Source organism: Stenotrophomonas sepilia (genome assembly GCF_003244875.1).
Taxonomy (GTDB): domain Bacteria; phylum Pseudomonadota; class Gammaproteobacteria; order Xanthomonadales; family Xanthomonadaceae; genus Stenotrophomonas; species Stenotrophomonas sepilia.
On the sequence record NZ_LXXZ01000049.1, the window covers coordinates 17998 to 34908 of the forward strand.

The window sequence follows — 16911 nt, forward strand, 5'->3', positions numbered from 1 at the left end:
CCGCGCATGACGTATTTCCTGCCGCGCCGGTTGCCCCACCCGCGCCTGCACGGCAGGCGCGCGGCGGGACTGTCGCTGCTGGAAATGCTGCTGGTGATCGCACTGATCGCGGCGATCGGCCTGATCACTGCCGCCGGCCTGTCGCGCGGCTTCGCCGGCATGCAGCTGCGCAGCGCAGGCAAGGACATCGCCAGCCAGCTGCGCATGGTGCGCGCGCAGGCGATCGCCCGCGGTGAACCGCAGCGCTTCGTCATCGAGCCGGCGCGGCGGCGCTGGGAAGGCGCCAACCAGCGCCACGGTGAGGTGCCCGCACAGCTGCAGGTGCAGTTCGAAGGTGCCGCACAGCTGGCCACCGCGCCGGGGCAGGGCGTGATCGAATTCCATCCCGATGGTGGCTCCAGCGGTGGCCGCATCCGGTTGCAGCGCGACGGCGCCGAATGGCGCGTCGACGTCGGCTGGCTCACTGGCGAGGTCCGCTCCGGCCCCTGGCGGGCGCAATGAAGCGGCGCGCGCGTGGCTTCACCCTGCTGGAAGTGATCATCGCCTTCGCCCTGCTGGGCCTGGCGTTGACCCTGCTGCTGGGCAGCCTGTCCGGCGGCGCAAAACAGGTGCGCGATGCCGAGTTGCGCACGCGCGCGGTGCTGCACGCCCAGTCGTTGCTGGCCGAAGCCGGTGTCGACACGCCGCTGCAGGTGGGCAGCCAACAGGGTGACTGGGAACAGGGGCGCTATCACTGGGAACTGCAGGTTCAGCCGTGGGTGGAGCCCCGCGCCGGCACTGTCGGGCAGGCGACCTCACCGGGTACTGCATGGCTGGCGGAGCTGCAGTTGCAGGTGCGCTGGGGCGACAGCGAACGCGAGCAGCTGCGCTGGCGCAGCCTGCGCCTGTTGCCGCCCGACCTGGAGAATGCCCGGTGAGGCGCCGCGCCGCAGGGTTCACCCTGGTCGAAGTGATGCTGGCCACCGTGCTGCTGGCCGGCGGCCTGGCGTTGGCCTTTGCCAGCGTGCGCTCGGCGATGGCGGTCAGCCAGCGCGGCGAGCAGATCGCCGCCGAAAGCGAACGCATGCGCGCGGTGGAATCGTTGCTGCGCAGGCAGCTGGCGGCTGCGCTGCGCACGCCGCTGGAAGTTCCGGATCCCACCCGCGAGCCGGTCTTCTTCCAGGGCGAAGAGCAGCGCATGCTGTTCGCCGCCGACCTGCCCGGCTACCTCGGCCGTGGCGGACCCTACCTGCATGCGCTGCAGGTCGACGGACACGATGGCCACCAGCGCCTGCTGCTGGAGCTGGTGCTGCTGCAGGAAGGCGAGCGCATCGCCGAGAACCCGCCGCGCCCGCCCGAGGTGCTGGTGGAAAACCTGAAGTCGGTGCAGCTGCGCTATCGGGGTATCGATGCCAGCACCGGGCAGGTGACTGACTGGATGCCTCGCTGGGACGACACCCGCCGCCTGCCGATGCTGGTGGAGATCCAGATCGCGCCGGCCCGGGGTGCGCCGTGGCCGCCGCTGGTGGTGGCGCTGCGCGCCGGTGGCAGCGGAGGCGCGCGATGAGGCGTCAGGGTGGGGCGGCACTGGTGCTGGTGCTGTGGCTGATCGCGTTGATGACCGCGCTGGTCGGCGCATTCGCGCTGAGCGCACGGGTCGAACACCTGCAGCAGCGCGTGCTGGATGACGATGCACGCGGGCAGGAACGTGCGCGCGCCGGCCTCGAATATGCACTGCTGCGCCTGTCGGCCGATCCGCAGCGCGCGCCCTGGCGTGCCGATGGCCGGACCTATCGCTGGCAGTTCGACGACGCCAGCATCGAGATCAAGGTGCTGGACGAGAACGGCAAGATCAACCTGAACCTGGCCGATGCCGCGCTGCTGGCCGCCTTCCTCAAGGCACTGGGTGAAGACGATGCACAGGCCCGGCAGCTGGCCGGGGCCATCATCGACTGGCGTGACGAGGACAGCCTGCTGCAGCCGGGCGGTGGTGCCGAAGCGCAGGACTACGCCGCAGCCGGGTTGCCCTATGGCCCACGCAACAAGCGGTTCGAGACCCTGGGCGAGCTGCAGCGCGTGCTGGGCATGCGCGGCACGCTGTACCGGGCGATGTTGCCGCACCTGACCCTGTACAGCCGCCAGGCGCGGCCGGATCCCCAGTTCGCCGGCGCACCGGTGCTGACCGCACTGGGCCTGGATGCGGATGCCGTGCTGGCGCAGCGCGCCCAGCAGGAGCGTGATGCAGATTCCGCTGGTGGTACGACAACGCTTGCCAGCAGCAGCGGCACCTATAGTATCGAGTCCGCTGCCATCGACAGCAGTGGACGCAGGTCGGTGTTGCAGGCAGTGATACGCAGTGGCTCGGGCGGGGTTCCCGGGCGGACCTACACAGTGCTTCGCTGGGAGCAGGGAATGACAGCAAGATGACGGCGTGGCAGGACAGTCTGCGGCAGGTGCAGGGCCGGATCGGCCCGGGCGCTGGCCGTTTCCTGCGCTGGTGGCGGCAGTCGCTGCTGGCCTGGGTACCGGTGCGCTGGCAATGGGCGTTGGGCTGGGGCCAGGCCCGCCTGTTGCTGCAGCCTGAGAGCGACCAGCTGCAGGTCTGGCGTGAGGCCGGTGAACGCCGCGAAGTGGTGGCGCGCCTGCCGTGGCCGCTGTCGCCGGTGGAACTGGACCGGGTACTCGAGCCGCGCCTGCGCAGCCTGCCCCGGGTGTGGCTGCTGCCCGCGGCGGATGTGCTGCGGCGCACGCTGCGCCTGCCCGCCGCGGCGGCCGACCGCCTGCGTGCCGTGGTCGGTTTCGAGATCGACCGGCAGACCCCGTTCGAAGCGTCCCAGGTCAGCTATGACGTGCGTGAACTCGGCGCGGGCGGTGAAGGGCAGTTGCAGGTCGAACTGGTGGCGTGGCCACTGCGGCAGCTGGAAGCATGGCGCATGCGGGTGGGCCAATGGGCCGATGCGCTGGCCGGCGTCGATGCCATCGATGCGCAGGGCAACGTGTTGCAGGTGAACCTGCTGCCGCCCGCGCAGCGCCAATTGCGGCCAGACCCGATGCGGCGCTGGAACCTGCTGCTGGCAGCGGCATCCGTCGTGATGCTGGTACTGGCCGCGGTGCAGTTGCTGGACAACCGCCAGGCCGCCGCCGACGAACTGCGTGCGCAGGTCGAGCGCAGCGCGCGCAGCGCGCGTGGCGTGGCCAGCGAACGCGCGCAGCTGCAGGCGCTGATCGATGGTGCTGCATTCCTTGAGAAGCAGCGCAGCCAGCGCGCCGGTACGGTGGAGATCTGGAACGAACTGACCCGGCGCCTGCCGGAAGGCACCTACCTGGAAAAGCTGGCGATCGAGAACAACAACCTGCAGCTGATCGGCCTGAGCCGCGAGGCATCGCAGCTGGTGCAGCTGCTGCAGGACGCACCGCAGTGGCGCAAGGTCAACCTGACCGGGGTGCTGCAGGCCGATGGCGCGGCCAGTGGCCGCGACCGCTTCACCATGACCGCCGAACTGCAGCCGTTGCCGGCCGCAGCACCGACCCCGGAGGCGGCCGATGCCGATGCCAAGCGCACGCCGTGATCGCTGGTTGGCGCTGGCACTGCTGCTGGCAGTGCTGGGCCTGGCCTATCTGCTGCTGGTGCACCCCTGGTTCACCCAGCCGCTGCGTGCGATCGACGCCGATGTCGCCGCCCTGCGCGAACGCGAGTCGCGCGTGCAGGCGCAGCTGCAGCAGCAGCCGCAGATCGAACAGCGCCTTCGCGCTACCCGCGAGGCACTGCAGCAGCGGCCAGGCTTCCTGCGCGAAGCCACCGCCGAAGCTGCCGCCGCTGCATTGGGCGCCCGGCTGCAGGATGCGGTAGCGATGGCCAGCCCGGGCAACCGCAGCTGCACCATCAGCAACCGCACGCCGCTGACCGACAACCGGCGCGATGCCGAGTTCGTGCGCGTCGCCATGCAGGTGCGCCTGCGCTGCGGCGTGGCCGAACTGGCCACCGTGCTGCACAGCCTCGAAACCGGCAGCCCCCGCCTGTTCGTCGACAACCTCAACCTGATCGCGCAGCGCTTCCAGCAATCGCCGAACGAATCGGGGCTGGGCCTGGATGTGTCCTTCGAGCTGGCCGGCTATCTGCTGCCAGGCGCCGCCGCCGATGGCACGGTTCCGGCGCCCGCTGCAGCGCCGACGCCGGCTGCTTCGCCGGCCGAGGCCACGCCGGCGCCCCAGCCGGCGCCCCCGTCCGAAGGGCAGGAGGTGGCCGATGAAGCTTGAGCAGATCAGCCTGCGTACCGGCTTCCTGCTGGCACTGGCCGGCTGGGCGGCGGCGGTCTGGCTGGCAACCGTCTTCGGGCTGGGCAGCCAGCTGCCGGGCGCCGACGGTGATGCCGACGCCGCGCCATCGCTGCCATCGCTGCCGCCGCTGGCTGCAGAGCGCATGGCCAGCGCCGACAGCTACAGCGCGATCGGAGAGCGCCCGCTGTTCGCCGAAGACCGCAGGCCGCGGCCCTATCTGCTGGGGGGCAGCGAACCGGCGGCCAGTGCCGCGTTGCGCCTGACCGGCGTGCTGCTGACCGGCGATTTCGGCATGGCCACCTTCACCACCGAACAGAACCGCTCGCTGCGCCTGCGTCTCAACGGCGAAGCCGTGGATGGCTGGCAGCTGGTCGCGCTGCAGCCGCGCCAGGCGACGGTGATCGGCCCCGGTGGCAACCAGGTCCTGGAACTGGCCGTGTTCAACGGCCAGGGCGGTGAGCCGCCGACGGTGCTGCGCGGTGCCAACGGTGTACCGCCTGCAGGTGCGATCGTTGTGCCGCCTTCGGCGGGTGCTCCGCCGGCGCCGTCCCCGGTCGCGGCCACCCCTCCGACGCCGCCCGCCGGCAATGCCCCCACACCTGCGGCGTCAGCTGCAAAAACACCACCGGCCAACAACAACGGTCCCAGCGAAGCGCAGATGCAGGCCATCCGCGAACGCATCCAGGCCCGCCGCCGCCAGCTGCAGCAACAGCAGCAACAACCGTCGCCGCCCCCGGGCGATGGCACCAACCGATAGAGTGAATGCATGAACCTGCGTTTTCTTCCCTGGTCCTTTGCCCTCACGCTGCTGGTCGGCTGCAGTACGGTGTCCGCGCCGCACGTGCAGCGCAACGGCAACCTGTCGCCCAGCGCCGCTGCCGGCCAAGCGGCCGACGTCGCTGCTGATGCCGCCCGCGAAAGCCAGGGCGCACCGCAGGCGGTGATCCGTCGCGGCACCGGCACCATGATCAACCGTGAGGCCGCGCGCGCACCGGCCCCGGCGCTGCATGGCGCCAGCACCGGCGAGGCCACCTTCAACTTCGAAGGCGAATCGCTGCATGCGGTGGTCAAGGCCATCCTTGGCGACATGCTTGGCCAGAACTACGTGATTGCACCGGGCGTGCAGGGCACGGTGACCCTGGCCACGCCCAAGCCGGTCTCGCCGGCGCAGGCGCTGAACCTGCTGGAGATGGTGCTGGGCTGGAACAACGCGCGCATGGTCTACAGCGGCGGCCGCTACAACATCGTCGCCGCCGACCAGGCGCTGGCCGGCACGGTCGCGCCGAGCACCGCGCCGGCGGCCAGCGCACGCGGCTTCGAGGTCCGCGTGGTCCCGCTGCAGTTCATCTCCGCCACCGAGATGAAGAAGGTGCTGGAGCCGTATGCGCGTCCCAACGCCATCGTCAATGTGGACAGCGGCCGCAACGTGATCACCCTCGGTGGTACGCGCGCAGAACTGGAAAACTACCTGCGCACCGTCGAGATCTTCGACGTCGACTGGTTGTCGGGCATGTCGGTGGGCGTGTTCCCGATCCAGTCGGGCAAGGCTGAGCAGGTCGCGGCCGACCTGGAAAAGGTGTTCGGCGAAGAGAGCAAGACGCCCAGTGCTGGCATGTTCCGTTTCCTGCCGCTGGAGAACGCCAACGCCGTGCTGGTGATCACGCCGCAGGTACGCTACCTGGACCAGATCCAGCAGTGGCTGGATCGCATCGACACCGCAGGTGGCAGCGCCCGCCTGTTCTCCTATGAGCTGCGCTACATCAAGGCACGCGATCTGGCCGAGCGCCTCAGCGAGGCCTTCGCCAGCAGTGGCAACCGCGGCGCCTCCAGCCCGGCCTCGCTGGCGCCAGGCGCCATCCCGTCGCAGCTGGGCGGTGACGGCGATCGTGGCATGGACAACAACAGCAGCACCCTCGGCTCGACGCTGGGCGGGAGCAGTGGCAGTGGCAGTGGCAGCAGCAACGGCAGCCTGAACCTGCCGCAGCGCCAGCCCGGCAACGTCAGTGTCAGCCTGGAAGTGGAGGGCGACCGCGTCGGCGTGTCGGCGGTGGAGGAGACCAACACCCTGCTGGTGCGCTCGACCCCGCAGGCCTGGCGCTCGATCCGCGAGGTGATCGAGAAGCTGGACGTGATGCCGCTGCAGGTGCACATCGAGGCACAGGTGGCCGAAGTCGCGCTGACCGGTGACCTGAAATACGGCGTGAACTGGTTCTTCGACAACGCCGTGGCCGGTCGTGCGCTGACCGGCGCACTGGCGGGCCTGACCCTGCCGCCGGCAGCGGGCGGTTCGTGGAATACCTTCGCCGGCGGCGTCACCGGCAACGATGGCGTGGGCTGGGCGTTCACCGGCCACAACGCGGCCGCCGTGGTCAGCGCGCTGGACAAGGTCACCGACCTGCGCCTGCTGCAGACACCGTCGGTGTTCGTGCGCAACAACGCCGAGGCCACGCTCAACGTTGGCGACAAGGTGCCGATCAACACCACCACGGTGAATACCGGCGTGGGCACCAGCACCTACAGCTCGGTGCAGTACATCGACACGGGCGTGATCCTCAAGGTGCGCCCGCGCGTGACCCGCGATGGCACGGTGTTCCTGGATATCGTGCAGGAGGTCAGCAGCGCCTCCGACGTGCCGGACGCCTGCAATCCGAACGAACGCAACTGCAATCCGCGCATCTCGACCAAGAAGCTGTCCACCGAAGCGGCGGTACAGAGCGGCGACACCATCATGCTGGCGGGCCTGATCACCGACTCGGCCACCGATGGCAGCAGCGGCATTCCGGGCCTGAGCAGGATCCCGGTGGTCGGTGCGTTGTTCGGGCAGAAGACCCGCACCAGCCGTCGTTCGGAGGTGATCGTGCTGCTGACCCCGACCATCGTCCGCAACAACCAGGAATCGCGCAACCTGACCGATGAGTACAGCAAGCGCTTCCGCGCGATGGAGCCGCTGAACCAGCCGCGCGCGAAGAAGTAAGGGGTTACGGCCGGGCGGCGCCCGGCACCCGCAGAGGCCAGAGCAACGGCAACAGCCAAAGCAACAGCGGGTTTACTGAGGGATGGCGGGGCACTGTGGGTTTGCGGGGACGCCGTAAACCCATCCATGGGGGCTTGGTCGCCGCATCCATGCGGCTCACACCCCGCAAACCCACAGTGCCCGCCTTCGACAGTGTGCTGCTGTTGGTAGGTGTCGACCTTGGTCGACACGGTAGATCCACGCCATGCGTGGATGACTGTCTGTCAGATTTCGAAATCAGAAAAAGGGGTCAGATCCGTTTTCCAGAGGAAAACGGATCTGACCCCAGCTTTTGCTGGCAGAGCGAAGAAATCTGTCGAAGGCGGGGTGGGTCCGGTTGCGGGGGCGTCCGCGGCATGGATGCCGCGGCCAAGCCCCAAGGATGGGTTTACGGCGTCCCCCGCAACCGGACCCACCCCGCCATTCCAAGGATAGCCGGCTTCTGCTGTTGCTTCGGCTCCGGCCTCTGCAGGCGCCGGGTGCAACCCGGCCGATACCCTCCCGGTGCTACGCTGTGGCCACCGACAACCACGGAGGCGGGATGGGGGCGATCGTGTTGTTGCCGCTGTGTGTGGACGATGCCGCGCTCGACCGCTGCCTGGCCGCACTGGATGCCGGCACCGCGCCGGGCACCGCGGTCTGGCTGGCCGATGACGCGCAGGCAGGGCCGCGTGCGCAGGCCGTGGTCGAGCACTGGTTGGCGCATACGCCGCTGCAGGCCGAGTACACCCGGCGCGCGCGGCCACTGGGCGAGGTTGCCCATCTGGATGAGATGCTGCGCGCCTGCGATGGCCTGGACGTGGCCGTGCTGGCGCCGGACAGCGTGCCGTCGCCCGGCTGGTTGCAGCAGTTGCAGGATGCCTTCGCCCGCGATGCCGCCATCGCCACCGCGACCCCCTGGTGCAATGCCGGCGAGACCGCGGCGTGGCCACGGCTGGGCGAGATCAATCCCGAACCCCATGACCCGGCCTTGCTGGCGCATACCTGCGCTACATTGCCGACGCTGCACCCGGAGTTGCCATCGGCGGTCACCCACGCGGTGCTGGTACGTGGCAACGCGCGCCGCCGTGCCGGTGGCCTGGACGTGGACAGCTATGCCGGCTGGAATGCCGCGCTGATCGATCTCAGCCTGCGCATGGCGGGCCTGGGGTGGCGCAATGTGTTGTGCGAGACCGCGTTCGTCAGCCGGGCAGGGGAGGCGGTCAGCCGCGATGGCGACCTGGAGGCCCTGGCGGCACGCTGGCCGGCCTGGGTGCCGCGGCTGGCCGATTTCCTGATGCACGATCCACTGCACGGTCTGCGTGACGACCTGCAGCAGCGCATGCGGCAGGCGATAATGCCGAAGGAACAGGGCGACCTGTTTGTCCCGCCCGCGCCGGAGCCTCACGTTTGAATGCAACCATTGCCGCCATCGTCGTCACCTACCAGAGTGGCAGCACCATCGATGCCTGCCTGTCGCGCCTGCGCCAGGCGCAGGACATCGCCGAGATCCGGGTGATCGACAATGGTTCGCTGGATGGCACGCTGGACATCGTGCAGCGGCATGCCAGCCATGACCCGCGCGTGCGCTTCGTCGGCAATCCGGACAATCCCGGCTTTGCCGCCGCCAACAACCAGGGCGTGGCCGACTCGCACAGCCCGTGGCTGGCCTTCATCAACCCGGACCTGATGATTGAGCCGGACACCCTGACCGAATTGCGCAGCCGTGGCGAGGTGCTGGGCGATTGCCTGCTGGGCGTGGAGCAGGTGGACGAGCACGGCCACGCCGATGAAGCGGTGCGCCGTCGCGATCCGGATTTCCTGCTGATGCTGCGCTCGCCGGGCAAGGGCTCGAAGCTGGCGGTTCCGCGCGATCCACACCAGGCCGTGCAGCCCGTGCCGGCGTTGTCCGGTGCGCTGCTGATGATGCCGCGTACCCTGTTCGAGCGCATCGGTGGTTGGGATGCGGGTTACCGCCTGCATGCCGAGGACCTGGATCTGTGCCGCCGCGCACGCGAGGCCGGCGCGGTGGTGGCGATCGCCAACGACCTGCAGGTTACCCATGTGCGCGGCGTCTCCAGCCGCTCGCGGCCATTCTTCGTGGAATGGCACAAGCACAGGGGGCTGTGGCGCTACTTCCAGAAGTTCGAAGCGAAGCAGCGGTCGCTGCCGGTACGCGTTGCGGTGTGGGCCGCGATCTGGGCGCATGCGGCGATGCTGGTGCCGAGGCTGCTGCGCAGGTCGCTGTAGCGCCGCAGGAGCATCCACGCATGGCGTGGATCTACCAATGCTGTTCCCCGTGAGCCGAGCGTGGCCGCAGGCACCCCGGTTCACGCCGCCGGGCGCATAATCCGCTCCATGCCTATCATCCAGTCCCTGCTCGACACCGACCTGTACAAGTTCACCATGATGCAGGCGGTGCTGCACCAGCACCCCGGCGCCCAGGTGCAGTACCGGTTCAAGTGCCGTACGCCCGGCATCGACCTGGCCCGCTACATCGACCAGATCGACGAAGAAATCGACCACCTGTGCAGCCTGCGCTTCAGCGACGCGGAGCTGGACTACATGCGTGGCCTGCGCTTCGTGAAGCCGGATTTCGCCGATTTCCTCGGCCTGTTCCACCTCGACCGCAAGTACATCCAGCTGCGCGCGTCGACGGCCGTGCCCGGCGAGATCGAACTGGACATCACCGGCCCGTGGCTGCACACCATCCTGTTCGAAGTGCCGCTGCTGGCGATCATCAACGAAGTCTGGTTCCGCAACACCACCACGGCCGACTTCGCCGAAGGCGAGCGCCGCCTGCAGGCCAAGGCCGCGCTGCTGCGCGATACCCCCGGCTTCGAACAATGCCGCATTGCCGACTATGGCAGCCGTCGCCGCTACTCGCGTGACTGGCACGCGCGGCTGCTGCCGCTGCTGCGCGATGCACTCGGCCCGCAGCTGGTCGGCACCAGCAACGTCCACTTCGCGCGCCTGTACGGCATGACCCCGCACGGCACCATGGCCCACGAGTACCTGCAGGCGTTCCAGGCGCTCGGCCCGCGCCTGCGTGATTCGCAGGTGGCGGCACTGGAATCGTGGGCGCGCGAGTACCGTGGCGATCTGGGCATCGCGCTGTCCGACGTGGTCGGCCTGGACGCGTTCCTGCGCGACTTCGACATGTATTTCTGCAAGCTGTTCGACGGTGTGCGCCATGACTCCGGCGATCCGTTCGACTGGGGCGACCGCATGCTGGCGCACTTCCAGCAGCGTCGCGTCGATCCACGCAGCAAGGTGCTGGTGTTCAGCGATGGGCTCGACATCGCCAAGGTCATGCGCCTGTACGACTACTTCCGCGGTCGCTGCCAGGTCGCGTTCGGCGTCGGCACCCACCTGACCAATGACCTGGGCCCGACGCCGCTCAACATCGTCATCAAGATGGTCCGCTGCAACGGCCAGCCGGTGGCCAAGCTCAGCGATTCGCCCGGCAAGAGCATGTGCGACGACCCGGGTTACCTGGCCTACCTGCGCCAGGTCTTCGAGCTGCCGCCGGCGTAAATACGTCGGCTTACAGGTAGTCGACCACCACCAGGTAGGCGCCCTGCAGCGGCTGCTGCTTCGAAGCCTGCACGCTGTAACGCTCGGAGAAGGCGATATCGCCGGCGCGCATCGCGCTGGCCGACACCGACAGCTTCTGGCCCTGGCGCTTGCCATCGCGCAGCATCGCGGCCTGGCCATCGGCCAGTGCCGTCACTTCCACCGTCGAGCCCTTGGCCGACGGCGGGCAGGCCGCCAGGCTCAGCTCACCCTGGGACAGGTTCGTCGTGCAGCCCGGCTCGGCGATGCGGCCGCTGAAACGGATGCTGCCGCTGCTGGCCTGGGCCAGCGCACTGACGGACATCAGGGCCACACACAGCAGAATGGAATTCCTCATGACACGTTCTCTGGTTCGGTGTGTCCTAGTTAGCGACAGGATCGATCCGCCTTTAATAGGACAAATCCGAATCTGCTAGGGCCATCACCAAGAAAGAGTGATGCGCATCAAATAAGGTGATTTCCGCCTGAAAAATGCCTGTTTCCGCGCCTGCCGAACGCGCCTCTCAACGCGTCATCCACGGTTGTCCGCGACCTGGCGGCCCCGTCGTCAAAGCTTCCACGCGTCCCAGGTGCTGATTCCGCCTATCACGTCACATTTAGGGCGTCAATGAATTGGCGTTCAGAAAAATAATGAGACTTTCATCACAGTTGTGCATATACTTGCGTCACGGATTCAGGGGAAGGTATGTCCGAGTCCGGCCACAGGTGAGACGCAAGGATGGGTCTTGTTAGCCCGGCAGTGCTCCTTGCTTCCTCCTCTACTTCTCATCTCTTCAGTAGGGTTAGGTAAAAGCGAATGCACAAGATCAACCTCATTGCCGCTCTGATGCTGGCCGCCGCTCCGCTGGCCGCCAACGCCGCCGACGGCACCATCACCTTCAATGGCAAGGTGACCGACAAGACCTGCACCATCTCGACCCCGGGCGGCAAGGACTTCGCCGTGACCCTGCCGACCGTGTCGAAGAACACCCTGGCTACCGCCGGTGCCGTTGCGGGCCGTACCCCGTTCGCCATCAACCTGACCAAGTGCAGCGCCGGCAACGTCGCCACCTACTTCGAGCCGGGTTCGACCGTCGACTTCAACAGCGGCCGCCTGGTCAACCAGGCCTCGGCCAACGCTGCCACCAACGTGCAGCTGCAGCTGCTGGGCTCGAACAACCAGTTCCTGCCGATCAAGGCTGCCGGCGCTGGCCTGGCCCAGACCAACTCGCAGTGGGTCACCGTCGGCACCGACGGCTCGGCCGACCTGAACTACTACGCTGAGTACTACGCCACTGCCGCCGCCACCCCGGGCGACGTCACCAGCAGCGTCAAGTACACGATCATCTACAACTGATCGTAGCTGTACCCGCATTGGCCGGCGTACGCGCCGGCCAGTGCTCCGCGGCCCCTGGCCACACCCCTCGAGCGTAGTACTTCCGATGAAAGCACTCTTTCCCCGGGCGCTGCTGCTGGCAGCGTTCACGCTGCCCCTCTGCCAGAACGCACTGGCCGGCGTGGTGGTCAATGGCACGCGGGTGATCTACCCGGCACAGGCGCGCGAAGTCACCGTGCAGGTCGACAACGTGGGCGACTCGCCCGCACTGGTCCAGGCCTGGATCGACAGTGGCGACGCCAACCAGACCGCCGATACCAGTGATGCTCCGTTCGTGCTGACGCCGCCGATCGCGCGCGTCGAGCCGGGCCGCAGCCAGGCGCTGCGCCTGATCTTCTCCGGCGCACAGCTGCCGACCGATCGCGAGACGGTGTTCTGGCTCAATGTGCTGGACGTACCGCCGTCGCCGGACAACGCCGACAGTGGTGACCAGAATTACCTGCAGGTGGCGTTCCGTTCGCGCCTGAAGCTTTTCTACCGGCCGCAGGGCCTGAAGGGCGTCGCCAACGACGCACCGGCAGCGCTGCGCTGGACCCGCAATGGCGACCACCTGCGGGTGGAAAACCCGAGCCCCTTCCACGTCACTCTGGCCGAAGTGCATGCCGTGACCGGCAGCAGCGAAAAGGCCGTCGAGGACAAGGGCGCGATGGTCGCGCCGAAGCAGAGCCTGGAGTTCGCCGCACCGGCGGGCACGCAGCAGGTGCGCTTCATCACCATCAATGATTACGGCGGCCGGGTCGAGCACACCGTCCGCCTCGACAGCACCGGGAGCTGAACGCGCCGCGCCGGCCAAGGGCCTGCGCATCCCGCCACCGCCGCCGTGCGGCGAATTGAAGGAATGTCAGTGTGATCGGAAACAGATTGACATTGTCGATCCATCAGGCGCTTTGCCTGCTGGTTGTTGGCGCGGCCTGCCCAGGATGGGCGCTGGCTGCACCGGCCAATCTCGGCGAACAGGCGCTGATGGCGCAGAGTGGTGCGGCCAATGCGCGTGCACCGGAATCGGCCCAGTTCAATTCCAGCTTCCTGTCCGGCCAGGCCAAGCAGGTCGACCTGGCGGCCTTCAGCAACGGCAACCCGATGGTGGCCGGCAATTACCGCGTCGACGTCTACGTCAACGGCGCCTGGCAGGGCCGTCGTGACCTGCAGTTCAAGGCCGATGCACAGGGCCGTGTCGACGCCTGCCTGCCGCTGCCGATGCTGGAAGAAATGGGCGTGGACAGCGAGGCCGTGCTGCTGCAGCAGGACCCGACGCTGCCGACCGACACGACCAGCTGCGTGCCGGTGCAGCAGCGCATGGCCAATGCCTATGGTGTCTACGACAGCGGCAACCTGCGCTACGACCTCAGCATCCCGCAGGTGTTCCTGCGCCGCGAGGCGCGCGGCTACGTCAACCCGGCGCTGTGGGACCGCGGCATCAATGCCGGTTTCGTCGGCTACAGTTTCAATGCCATCGACAGCAACAGCCGTGTCGAAGGTGGCCAGCGCAACCGCAGTGCCTATCTCGGCCTCAATGCCGGCCTGAACCTGGGCGGCTGGCAGTTCCGCCACGACTCCAACCTGACCTGGTCCGAGGGTGACGGCCGCCATTGGCAGAGCATTGCCACCTACGCACAGCGCGGTATCCCGCAGGTGCGCGGCATGCTCACCATCGGTGAGGCCTATACCACAGGCGAGCTGTTCGACTCGATCGGCTACCGCGGTGCCAGCCTGGCCAGCGACGACCGCATGCTGCCCGATTCGCTGCGCGGCTACGCGCCGGTGGTGCGCGGCATCGCCGAGACCAATGCGCGCATCGAAGTGCGCCAGAACCAGCAGCTGATCTACTCCTCCACCGTTTCGCCGGGCAACTTCGTCATCGATGACCTGTACCCGACCGGCTACGGCGGCGACCTGGAAGTGAGCGTGATCGAGGCCGACGGCCGCCGCCGCGAATTCAAGGTGCCGTTCGGCTCGGTGCCGCAGATGCTGCGCGAAGGCGTGTCGCGTTACTCGCTGACCGCCGGCCAGGTGCGCAACAAGCTGCTGGCCGACGAACCCTGGCTGGTGCAGGGCACCTACCAGCGCGGCATCGGCAACCAGCTGACCCTGTACGGCGGCAGCGCGCTGAGCGATGGCTACCTGTCGCTGCTGTACGGTGTCGGCCTGTCCACGCGGGTCGGTGCCTTCGCGGCAGACGTCACCCATGCACGCACCTCGTTCGACCACTACGGCAGCCACACCGGCGCCAGCGTGCGCTTGAGCTACAGCAACATGATCGGTGAGACCGGCACCAACCTGACCCTGGCCGCCTACCGCTACTCGACCGAAGGTTTCTACAGCCTGCAGGACGCGCTGTATGGCCGTGACTCGGACAAGCGCGGCATCGATCCGACCACCCGTGGTCGCCAGCGCAGCCAGTTCCAGGTGACCTTGAACCAGCCGCTGGGCCGTCGTGGCGGTGCGCTGTACGTGACCGGTTCGGTGCGTGACTTCTATGACCGCTCCGGCACCTCCAAGCAGTACCAGGTGGGCTACAACAACGCCTGGCGTTCAGTGAACTACGGCTTCTCGGCGCTGCGCACCGAAGAAGGCGTGCTCGGCCGTTCCGACACCCAGTACCTGCTGTCGATGAGCGTGCCGCTGGGCCGTGGTACCCACCCGGTGTCGTTCAGTGCCGATCTGGGCGTGCGAGACCGCGGTGGCTACGACAACAGCCGCGTCGGCATCACCGGTTCGGCCGGCGTCGACAACAACTTCAGCTACGGCGTGGCCCTGTCCGATTCCCGCGAGGGTGGCACTACGGCGGTCGGCAATGCCGAATACCGCAGCCGCTACTCCGCGTTGAATGCCACCTACAGCCACTCGCGTGATTTCCGCCAGGCCTCCGTCGGTGCCAACGGCAGCGTGGTGGTGCATCCGGGCGGCTTCACGTTCACCCCGCAGCGTGGCGACACCATGGTGCTGGTCGAGGCACCGGGCGCGCGCGATGCGATCGTCAGCAACGCCCCGGGCCTGCGCGTCGATGGCCGCGGCTACGCCGTGGTGCCGTACGTGTCGCCGTACCGCCTCAACACCGTCACCCTCGATCCGCAGGGCATGGCCCACGACGTCGAGCTGGAAAGCACCAGCCAGTCGATCGCACCGTTCGCCGGTGCCATCAGCTACCTGCGCTTCGATACCCGCAAGGGCAACGCGTTGCTGATCCAGGTACGCAACCCGGATGGCCGCAGCATGCCGTTCGGTGCACAGGTCAAGGATGAGCAGGGCCAGCCGGTCGGCATGGTCAGCCAGGGCGGCCGCCTGTACGTGCGCAGTGAAAACAACCAGGGCCGCCTGCTGGTGGAGTGGGGCGCCGGTGCCGACCAGCGCTGCACCATCGATTACCAGGTTCCGGCGGGCGCCGATGCGTCCAAGACCGGCTTCATCCCGCTGGAGGCAGCATGCCGATGATTTCTTCCCGTGGCCGCAAGGCGCTGACGGCCCTTGTACTGCTGGGTGGCGCACTGCTGGCACAGCAGGCCAGCGCGTCGTGCCGCATCCAGTCCAGCTGGTTCACCGCGCAGGACGTGACCATGGACATGGGCCAGATCGTGATCCTGCCCAGCACGCCGGTCGGTGGCGTGATCAAGGAGATCAGCGAGCCGATCAACCAGCAGAACAGCGTGGCACGTTGCGACTGGTCCGGTGGCCGTTCCATTGGCGAGTACGTCAACGCCGCGCAGAAGCGTCCGGTGGCCGGCTTCTCGAACGTCTATGAAACCGATGTGGCGGGCGTGGGTATCCGCCTGTACCGGGACTCCGGTGCGATCCAGACCTACTATCCGCACACCATCAATTTCGGCAGCAGCAGCACCATCTCGCTGGTGGGAGGCACGTTCCGCATCCAGCTGATCAAGACCGCTGCCCAGACCGGCTCGGGCGTGATCGCGCCGAACGGCCGCTTCACCACCTACTACTTCGACGGTGATGGCCCCGGTCGCCCGGTGCTGACCTCGACCTTCAAGGGCTCGGGCACCACCGTGGTCAGCCCGACCTGCGAAGTGCAGGCCGGCAGCCGCAACATCGCCGTCGACTTCGGCAGCGTGCCCAACACCACCTTCACCGGTGTCGGTTCGCGCGCGGTCGATCGTGATTTCGAGATCCGCCTGAACTGCCAGGGCAGCAATGTTGCCGCCTACCAGAGCAAGATCGGCATCCGTCTCGATGCCGACCAGGACAGCTCGAACATGCCGGGCGTGCTGAAGCTCAGCGCGGCCACCAACAGCGCCACCCGCATCGGCATCCAGATGGTCCAGCGCGTTGGCACCACCGAGCGCGAAGTGCGCTTCGGCCAGACCATCAACGTCGGCACCACCGCGCCGGGGACCAGCGTCATGGCGCTGCCGCTGCGTGCGCGCTATGTGCAGACCCAGGCTGGCACGGTGGGTGCGGGTGTCGCGAACGGCCAGGCCACGTTCACCATCCAGTACGAGTAAGGCCGCCCGGGCGGCTGCCCCTGCTGCGTTCCGCCGCAACGTCGCCCGTCCCACGGGCGGCGTTGACTGCGTCTTGATCTTCCAACGATGAAGATCACTGCCACGACGCACGTGCCATCAATCGATTGTGATGGACGTCGCGAATTTGGAGTTTCCTCATGAGGTGACCGTCTCCTGCCTGCGGGCATTGGACGGTAACGCCGAAAGGATCCAGACGTGGCTACAGCTCCTGGCATTTTCCAGCACCGGCCTTC

The 16911-nt window shown here is 67.7% G+C and carries 16 protein-coding genes; 15 read left to right on the forward strand and 1 reads right to left on the reverse strand.

From position 1 onward, the window contains the following. Nucleotides 1-6: 6 nt before the first annotated feature. The 11 genes from xpsH (at nucleotide 7) to pncB (ending at nucleotide 10786) form a co-directional block, all read left to right on the forward strand. Nucleotides 7-501: a type II secretion system protein XpsH gene (xpsH, locus tag A7X97_RS09260; RefSeq protein WP_049417201.1), complete on the forward strand. Its 495-nt coding sequence runs from the start codon at nucleotides 7-9 to the stop codon at nucleotides 499-501. Continuing rightward, complete coding sequence (gene xpsI, locus A7X97_RS09265) at nucleotides 498-917, forward strand: type II secretion system protein XpsI (protein WP_061478437.1); 420 nt, start codon at nucleotides 498-500, stop codon at nucleotides 915-917. Before xpsH ends, xpsI begins: the two co-directional genes overlap by 4 nt. After that, nucleotides 914-1546, forward strand: coding sequence for a type II secretion system protein J (locus tag A7X97_RS09270; RefSeq protein WP_072168885.1), 633 nt, complete (start codon nucleotides 914-916; stop codon nucleotides 1544-1546). Before xpsI ends, A7X97_RS09270 begins: the two co-directional genes overlap by 4 nt. Continuing rightward, nucleotides 1543-2406 carry a type II secretion system minor pseudopilin gene (locus A7X97_RS09275; RefSeq protein WP_072168886.1) on the forward strand — a complete coding sequence of 288 codons (864 nt, stop codon included), beginning with the start codon at nucleotides 1543-1545 and terminating at the stop codon, nucleotides 2404-2406. The genes A7X97_RS09270 and A7X97_RS09275 overlap by 4 nt, the downstream gene beginning before the upstream one ends. After that, nucleotides 2403-3548, forward strand: coding sequence for a PilN domain-containing protein (locus A7X97_RS09280; protein ID WP_005415230.1), 1146 nt, complete (start codon nucleotides 2403-2405; stop codon nucleotides 3546-3548). The genes A7X97_RS09275 and A7X97_RS09280 overlap by 4 nt, the downstream gene beginning before the upstream one ends. Beyond that, the gene (gene gspM / locus A7X97_RS09285; protein ID WP_061478433.1) at nucleotides 3523-4236 is read left to right on the forward strand and encodes a type II secretion system protein GspM; all 714 of its coding nucleotides are present in this window, start codon (nucleotides 3523-3525) and stop codon (nucleotides 4234-4236) included. The genes A7X97_RS09280 and gspM overlap by 26 nt, the downstream gene beginning before the upstream one ends. Further along, entirely contained in the window at nucleotides 4226-5014 is a 789-nt protein-coding gene (locus A7X97_RS09290; RefSeq protein WP_072168888.1) for a general secretion pathway protein GspN, read from the forward strand. Before gspM ends, A7X97_RS09290 begins: the two co-directional genes overlap by 11 nt. Nucleotides 5015-5023: 9 nt before the next feature. Next, nucleotides 5024-7231, forward strand: a complete 2208-nt coding sequence (gene gspD / locus A7X97_RS09295) for a type II secretion system secretin GspD (RefSeq protein WP_111007843.1) — start codon at nucleotides 5024-5026, stop codon at nucleotides 7229-7231. Nucleotides 7232-7811: 580 nt separating this feature from the next. Beyond that, a complete protein-coding gene (locus A7X97_RS09300; RefSeq protein WP_111007844.1) occupies nucleotides 7812-8663 on the forward strand; it encodes a glycosyltransferase family 2 protein in 852 nt (283 codons plus the stop codon). Then, the gene (locus A7X97_RS09305) at nucleotides 8660-9499 is read left to right on the forward strand and encodes a glycosyltransferase family 2 protein (RefSeq protein ID WP_111007845.1); all 840 of its coding nucleotides are present in this window, start codon (nucleotides 8660-8662) and stop codon (nucleotides 9497-9499) included. The genes A7X97_RS09300 and A7X97_RS09305 overlap by 4 nt, the downstream gene beginning before the upstream one ends. 108 nt (nucleotides 9500-9607) lie before the next feature. Beyond that, nucleotides 9608-10786 carry a nicotinate phosphoribosyltransferase gene (gene pncB / locus A7X97_RS09310; protein ID WP_005415236.1) on the forward strand — a complete coding sequence of 393 codons (1179 nt, stop codon included), beginning with the start codon at nucleotides 9608-9610 and terminating at the stop codon, nucleotides 10784-10786. Nucleotides 10787-10796: 10 nt separating this feature from the next. On the opposite strand, the gene A7X97_RS09315 is transcribed toward pncB, so the two are convergent. Continuing rightward, the gene (locus A7X97_RS09315) at nucleotides 10797-11162 is read right to left on the reverse strand and encodes a hypothetical protein (protein ID WP_072167823.1); all 366 of its coding nucleotides are present in this window, start codon (nucleotides 11160-11162) and stop codon (nucleotides 10797-10799) included. 459 nt (nucleotides 11163-11621) lie between these two features. Between A7X97_RS09315 and A7X97_RS09320 the strand changes: the two genes are divergently transcribed. From A7X97_RS09320 to A7X97_RS09335, 4 genes are all read left to right on the forward strand, one after another. Then, the gene (locus tag A7X97_RS09320; RefSeq protein ID WP_005415238.1) at nucleotides 11622-12161 is read left to right on the forward strand and encodes a fimbrial protein; all 540 of its coding nucleotides are present in this window, start codon (nucleotides 11622-11624) and stop codon (nucleotides 12159-12161) included. Between the two features lie 85 nt (nucleotides 12162-12246). Next, nucleotides 12247-12975, forward strand: a complete 729-nt coding sequence (locus tag A7X97_RS09325) for a fimbrial biogenesis chaperone (RefSeq protein WP_072167824.1) — start codon at nucleotides 12247-12249, stop codon at nucleotides 12973-12975. A gap of 92 nt (nucleotides 12976-13067) precedes the next feature. Beyond that, a complete protein-coding gene (locus A7X97_RS09330) occupies nucleotides 13068-15632 on the forward strand; it encodes a fimbria/pilus outer membrane usher protein (RefSeq protein ID WP_088496284.1) in 2565 nt (854 codons plus the stop codon). After that, nucleotides 15623-16657, forward strand: a complete 1035-nt coding sequence (locus A7X97_RS09335; RefSeq protein WP_061478426.1) for a fimbrial protein — start codon at nucleotides 15623-15625, stop codon at nucleotides 16655-16657. The genes A7X97_RS09330 and A7X97_RS09335 overlap by 10 nt, the downstream gene beginning before the upstream one ends. The last annotated feature ends 254 nt before the right edge of the window (nucleotides 16658-16911 follow it).

Coding starts and splice junctions, on each gene's coding strand:
- xpsH (WP_049417201.1), top strand. CDS start 7: ATGACGTATTTCCTGCCGCGCCGGTTGCCCCACCCGCGCCTGCACGGC.
- xpsI (WP_061478437.1), top strand. CDS start 498: ATGAAGCGGCGCGCGCGTGGCTTCACCCTGCTGGAAGTGATCATCGCC.
- A7X97_RS09275 (WP_072168886.1), top strand. CDS start 1,543: ATGAGGCGTCAGGGTGGGGCGGCACTGGTGCTGGTGCTGTGGCTGATC.
- A7X97_RS09280 (WP_005415230.1), top strand. CDS start 2,403: ATGACGGCGTGGCAGGACAGTCTGCGGCAGGTGCAGGGCCGGATCGGC.
- gspM (WP_061478433.1), top strand. CDS start 3,523: ATGCCGATGCCAAGCGCACGCCGTGATCGCTGGTTGGCGCTGGCACTG.
- A7X97_RS09290 (WP_072168888.1), top strand. CDS start 4,226: ATGAAGCTTGAGCAGATCAGCCTGCGTACCGGCTTCCTGCTGGCACTG.
- gspD (WP_111007843.1), top strand. CDS start 5,024: ATGAACCTGCGTTTTCTTCCCTGGTCCTTTGCCCTCACGCTGCTGGTC.
- A7X97_RS09300 (WP_111007844.1), top strand. CDS start 7,812: ATGGGGGCGATCGTGTTGTTGCCGCTGTGTGTGGACGATGCCGCGCTC.
- pncB (WP_005415236.1), top strand. CDS start 9,608: ATGCCTATCATCCAGTCCCTGCTCGACACCGACCTGTACAAGTTCACC.
- A7X97_RS09315 (WP_072167823.1), bottom strand. CDS start 11,162: ATGAGGAATTCCATTCTGCTGTGTGTGGCCCTGATGTCCGTCAGTGCG.
- A7X97_RS09320 (WP_005415238.1), top strand. CDS start 11,622: ATGCACAAGATCAACCTCATTGCCGCTCTGATGCTGGCCGCCGCTCCG.
- A7X97_RS09325 (WP_072167824.1), top strand. CDS start 12,247: ATGAAAGCACTCTTTCCCCGGGCGCTGCTGCTGGCAGCGTTCACGCTG.
- A7X97_RS09335 (WP_061478426.1), top strand. CDS start 15,623: ATGCCGATGATTTCTTCCCGTGGCCGCAAGGCGCTGACGGCCCTTGTA.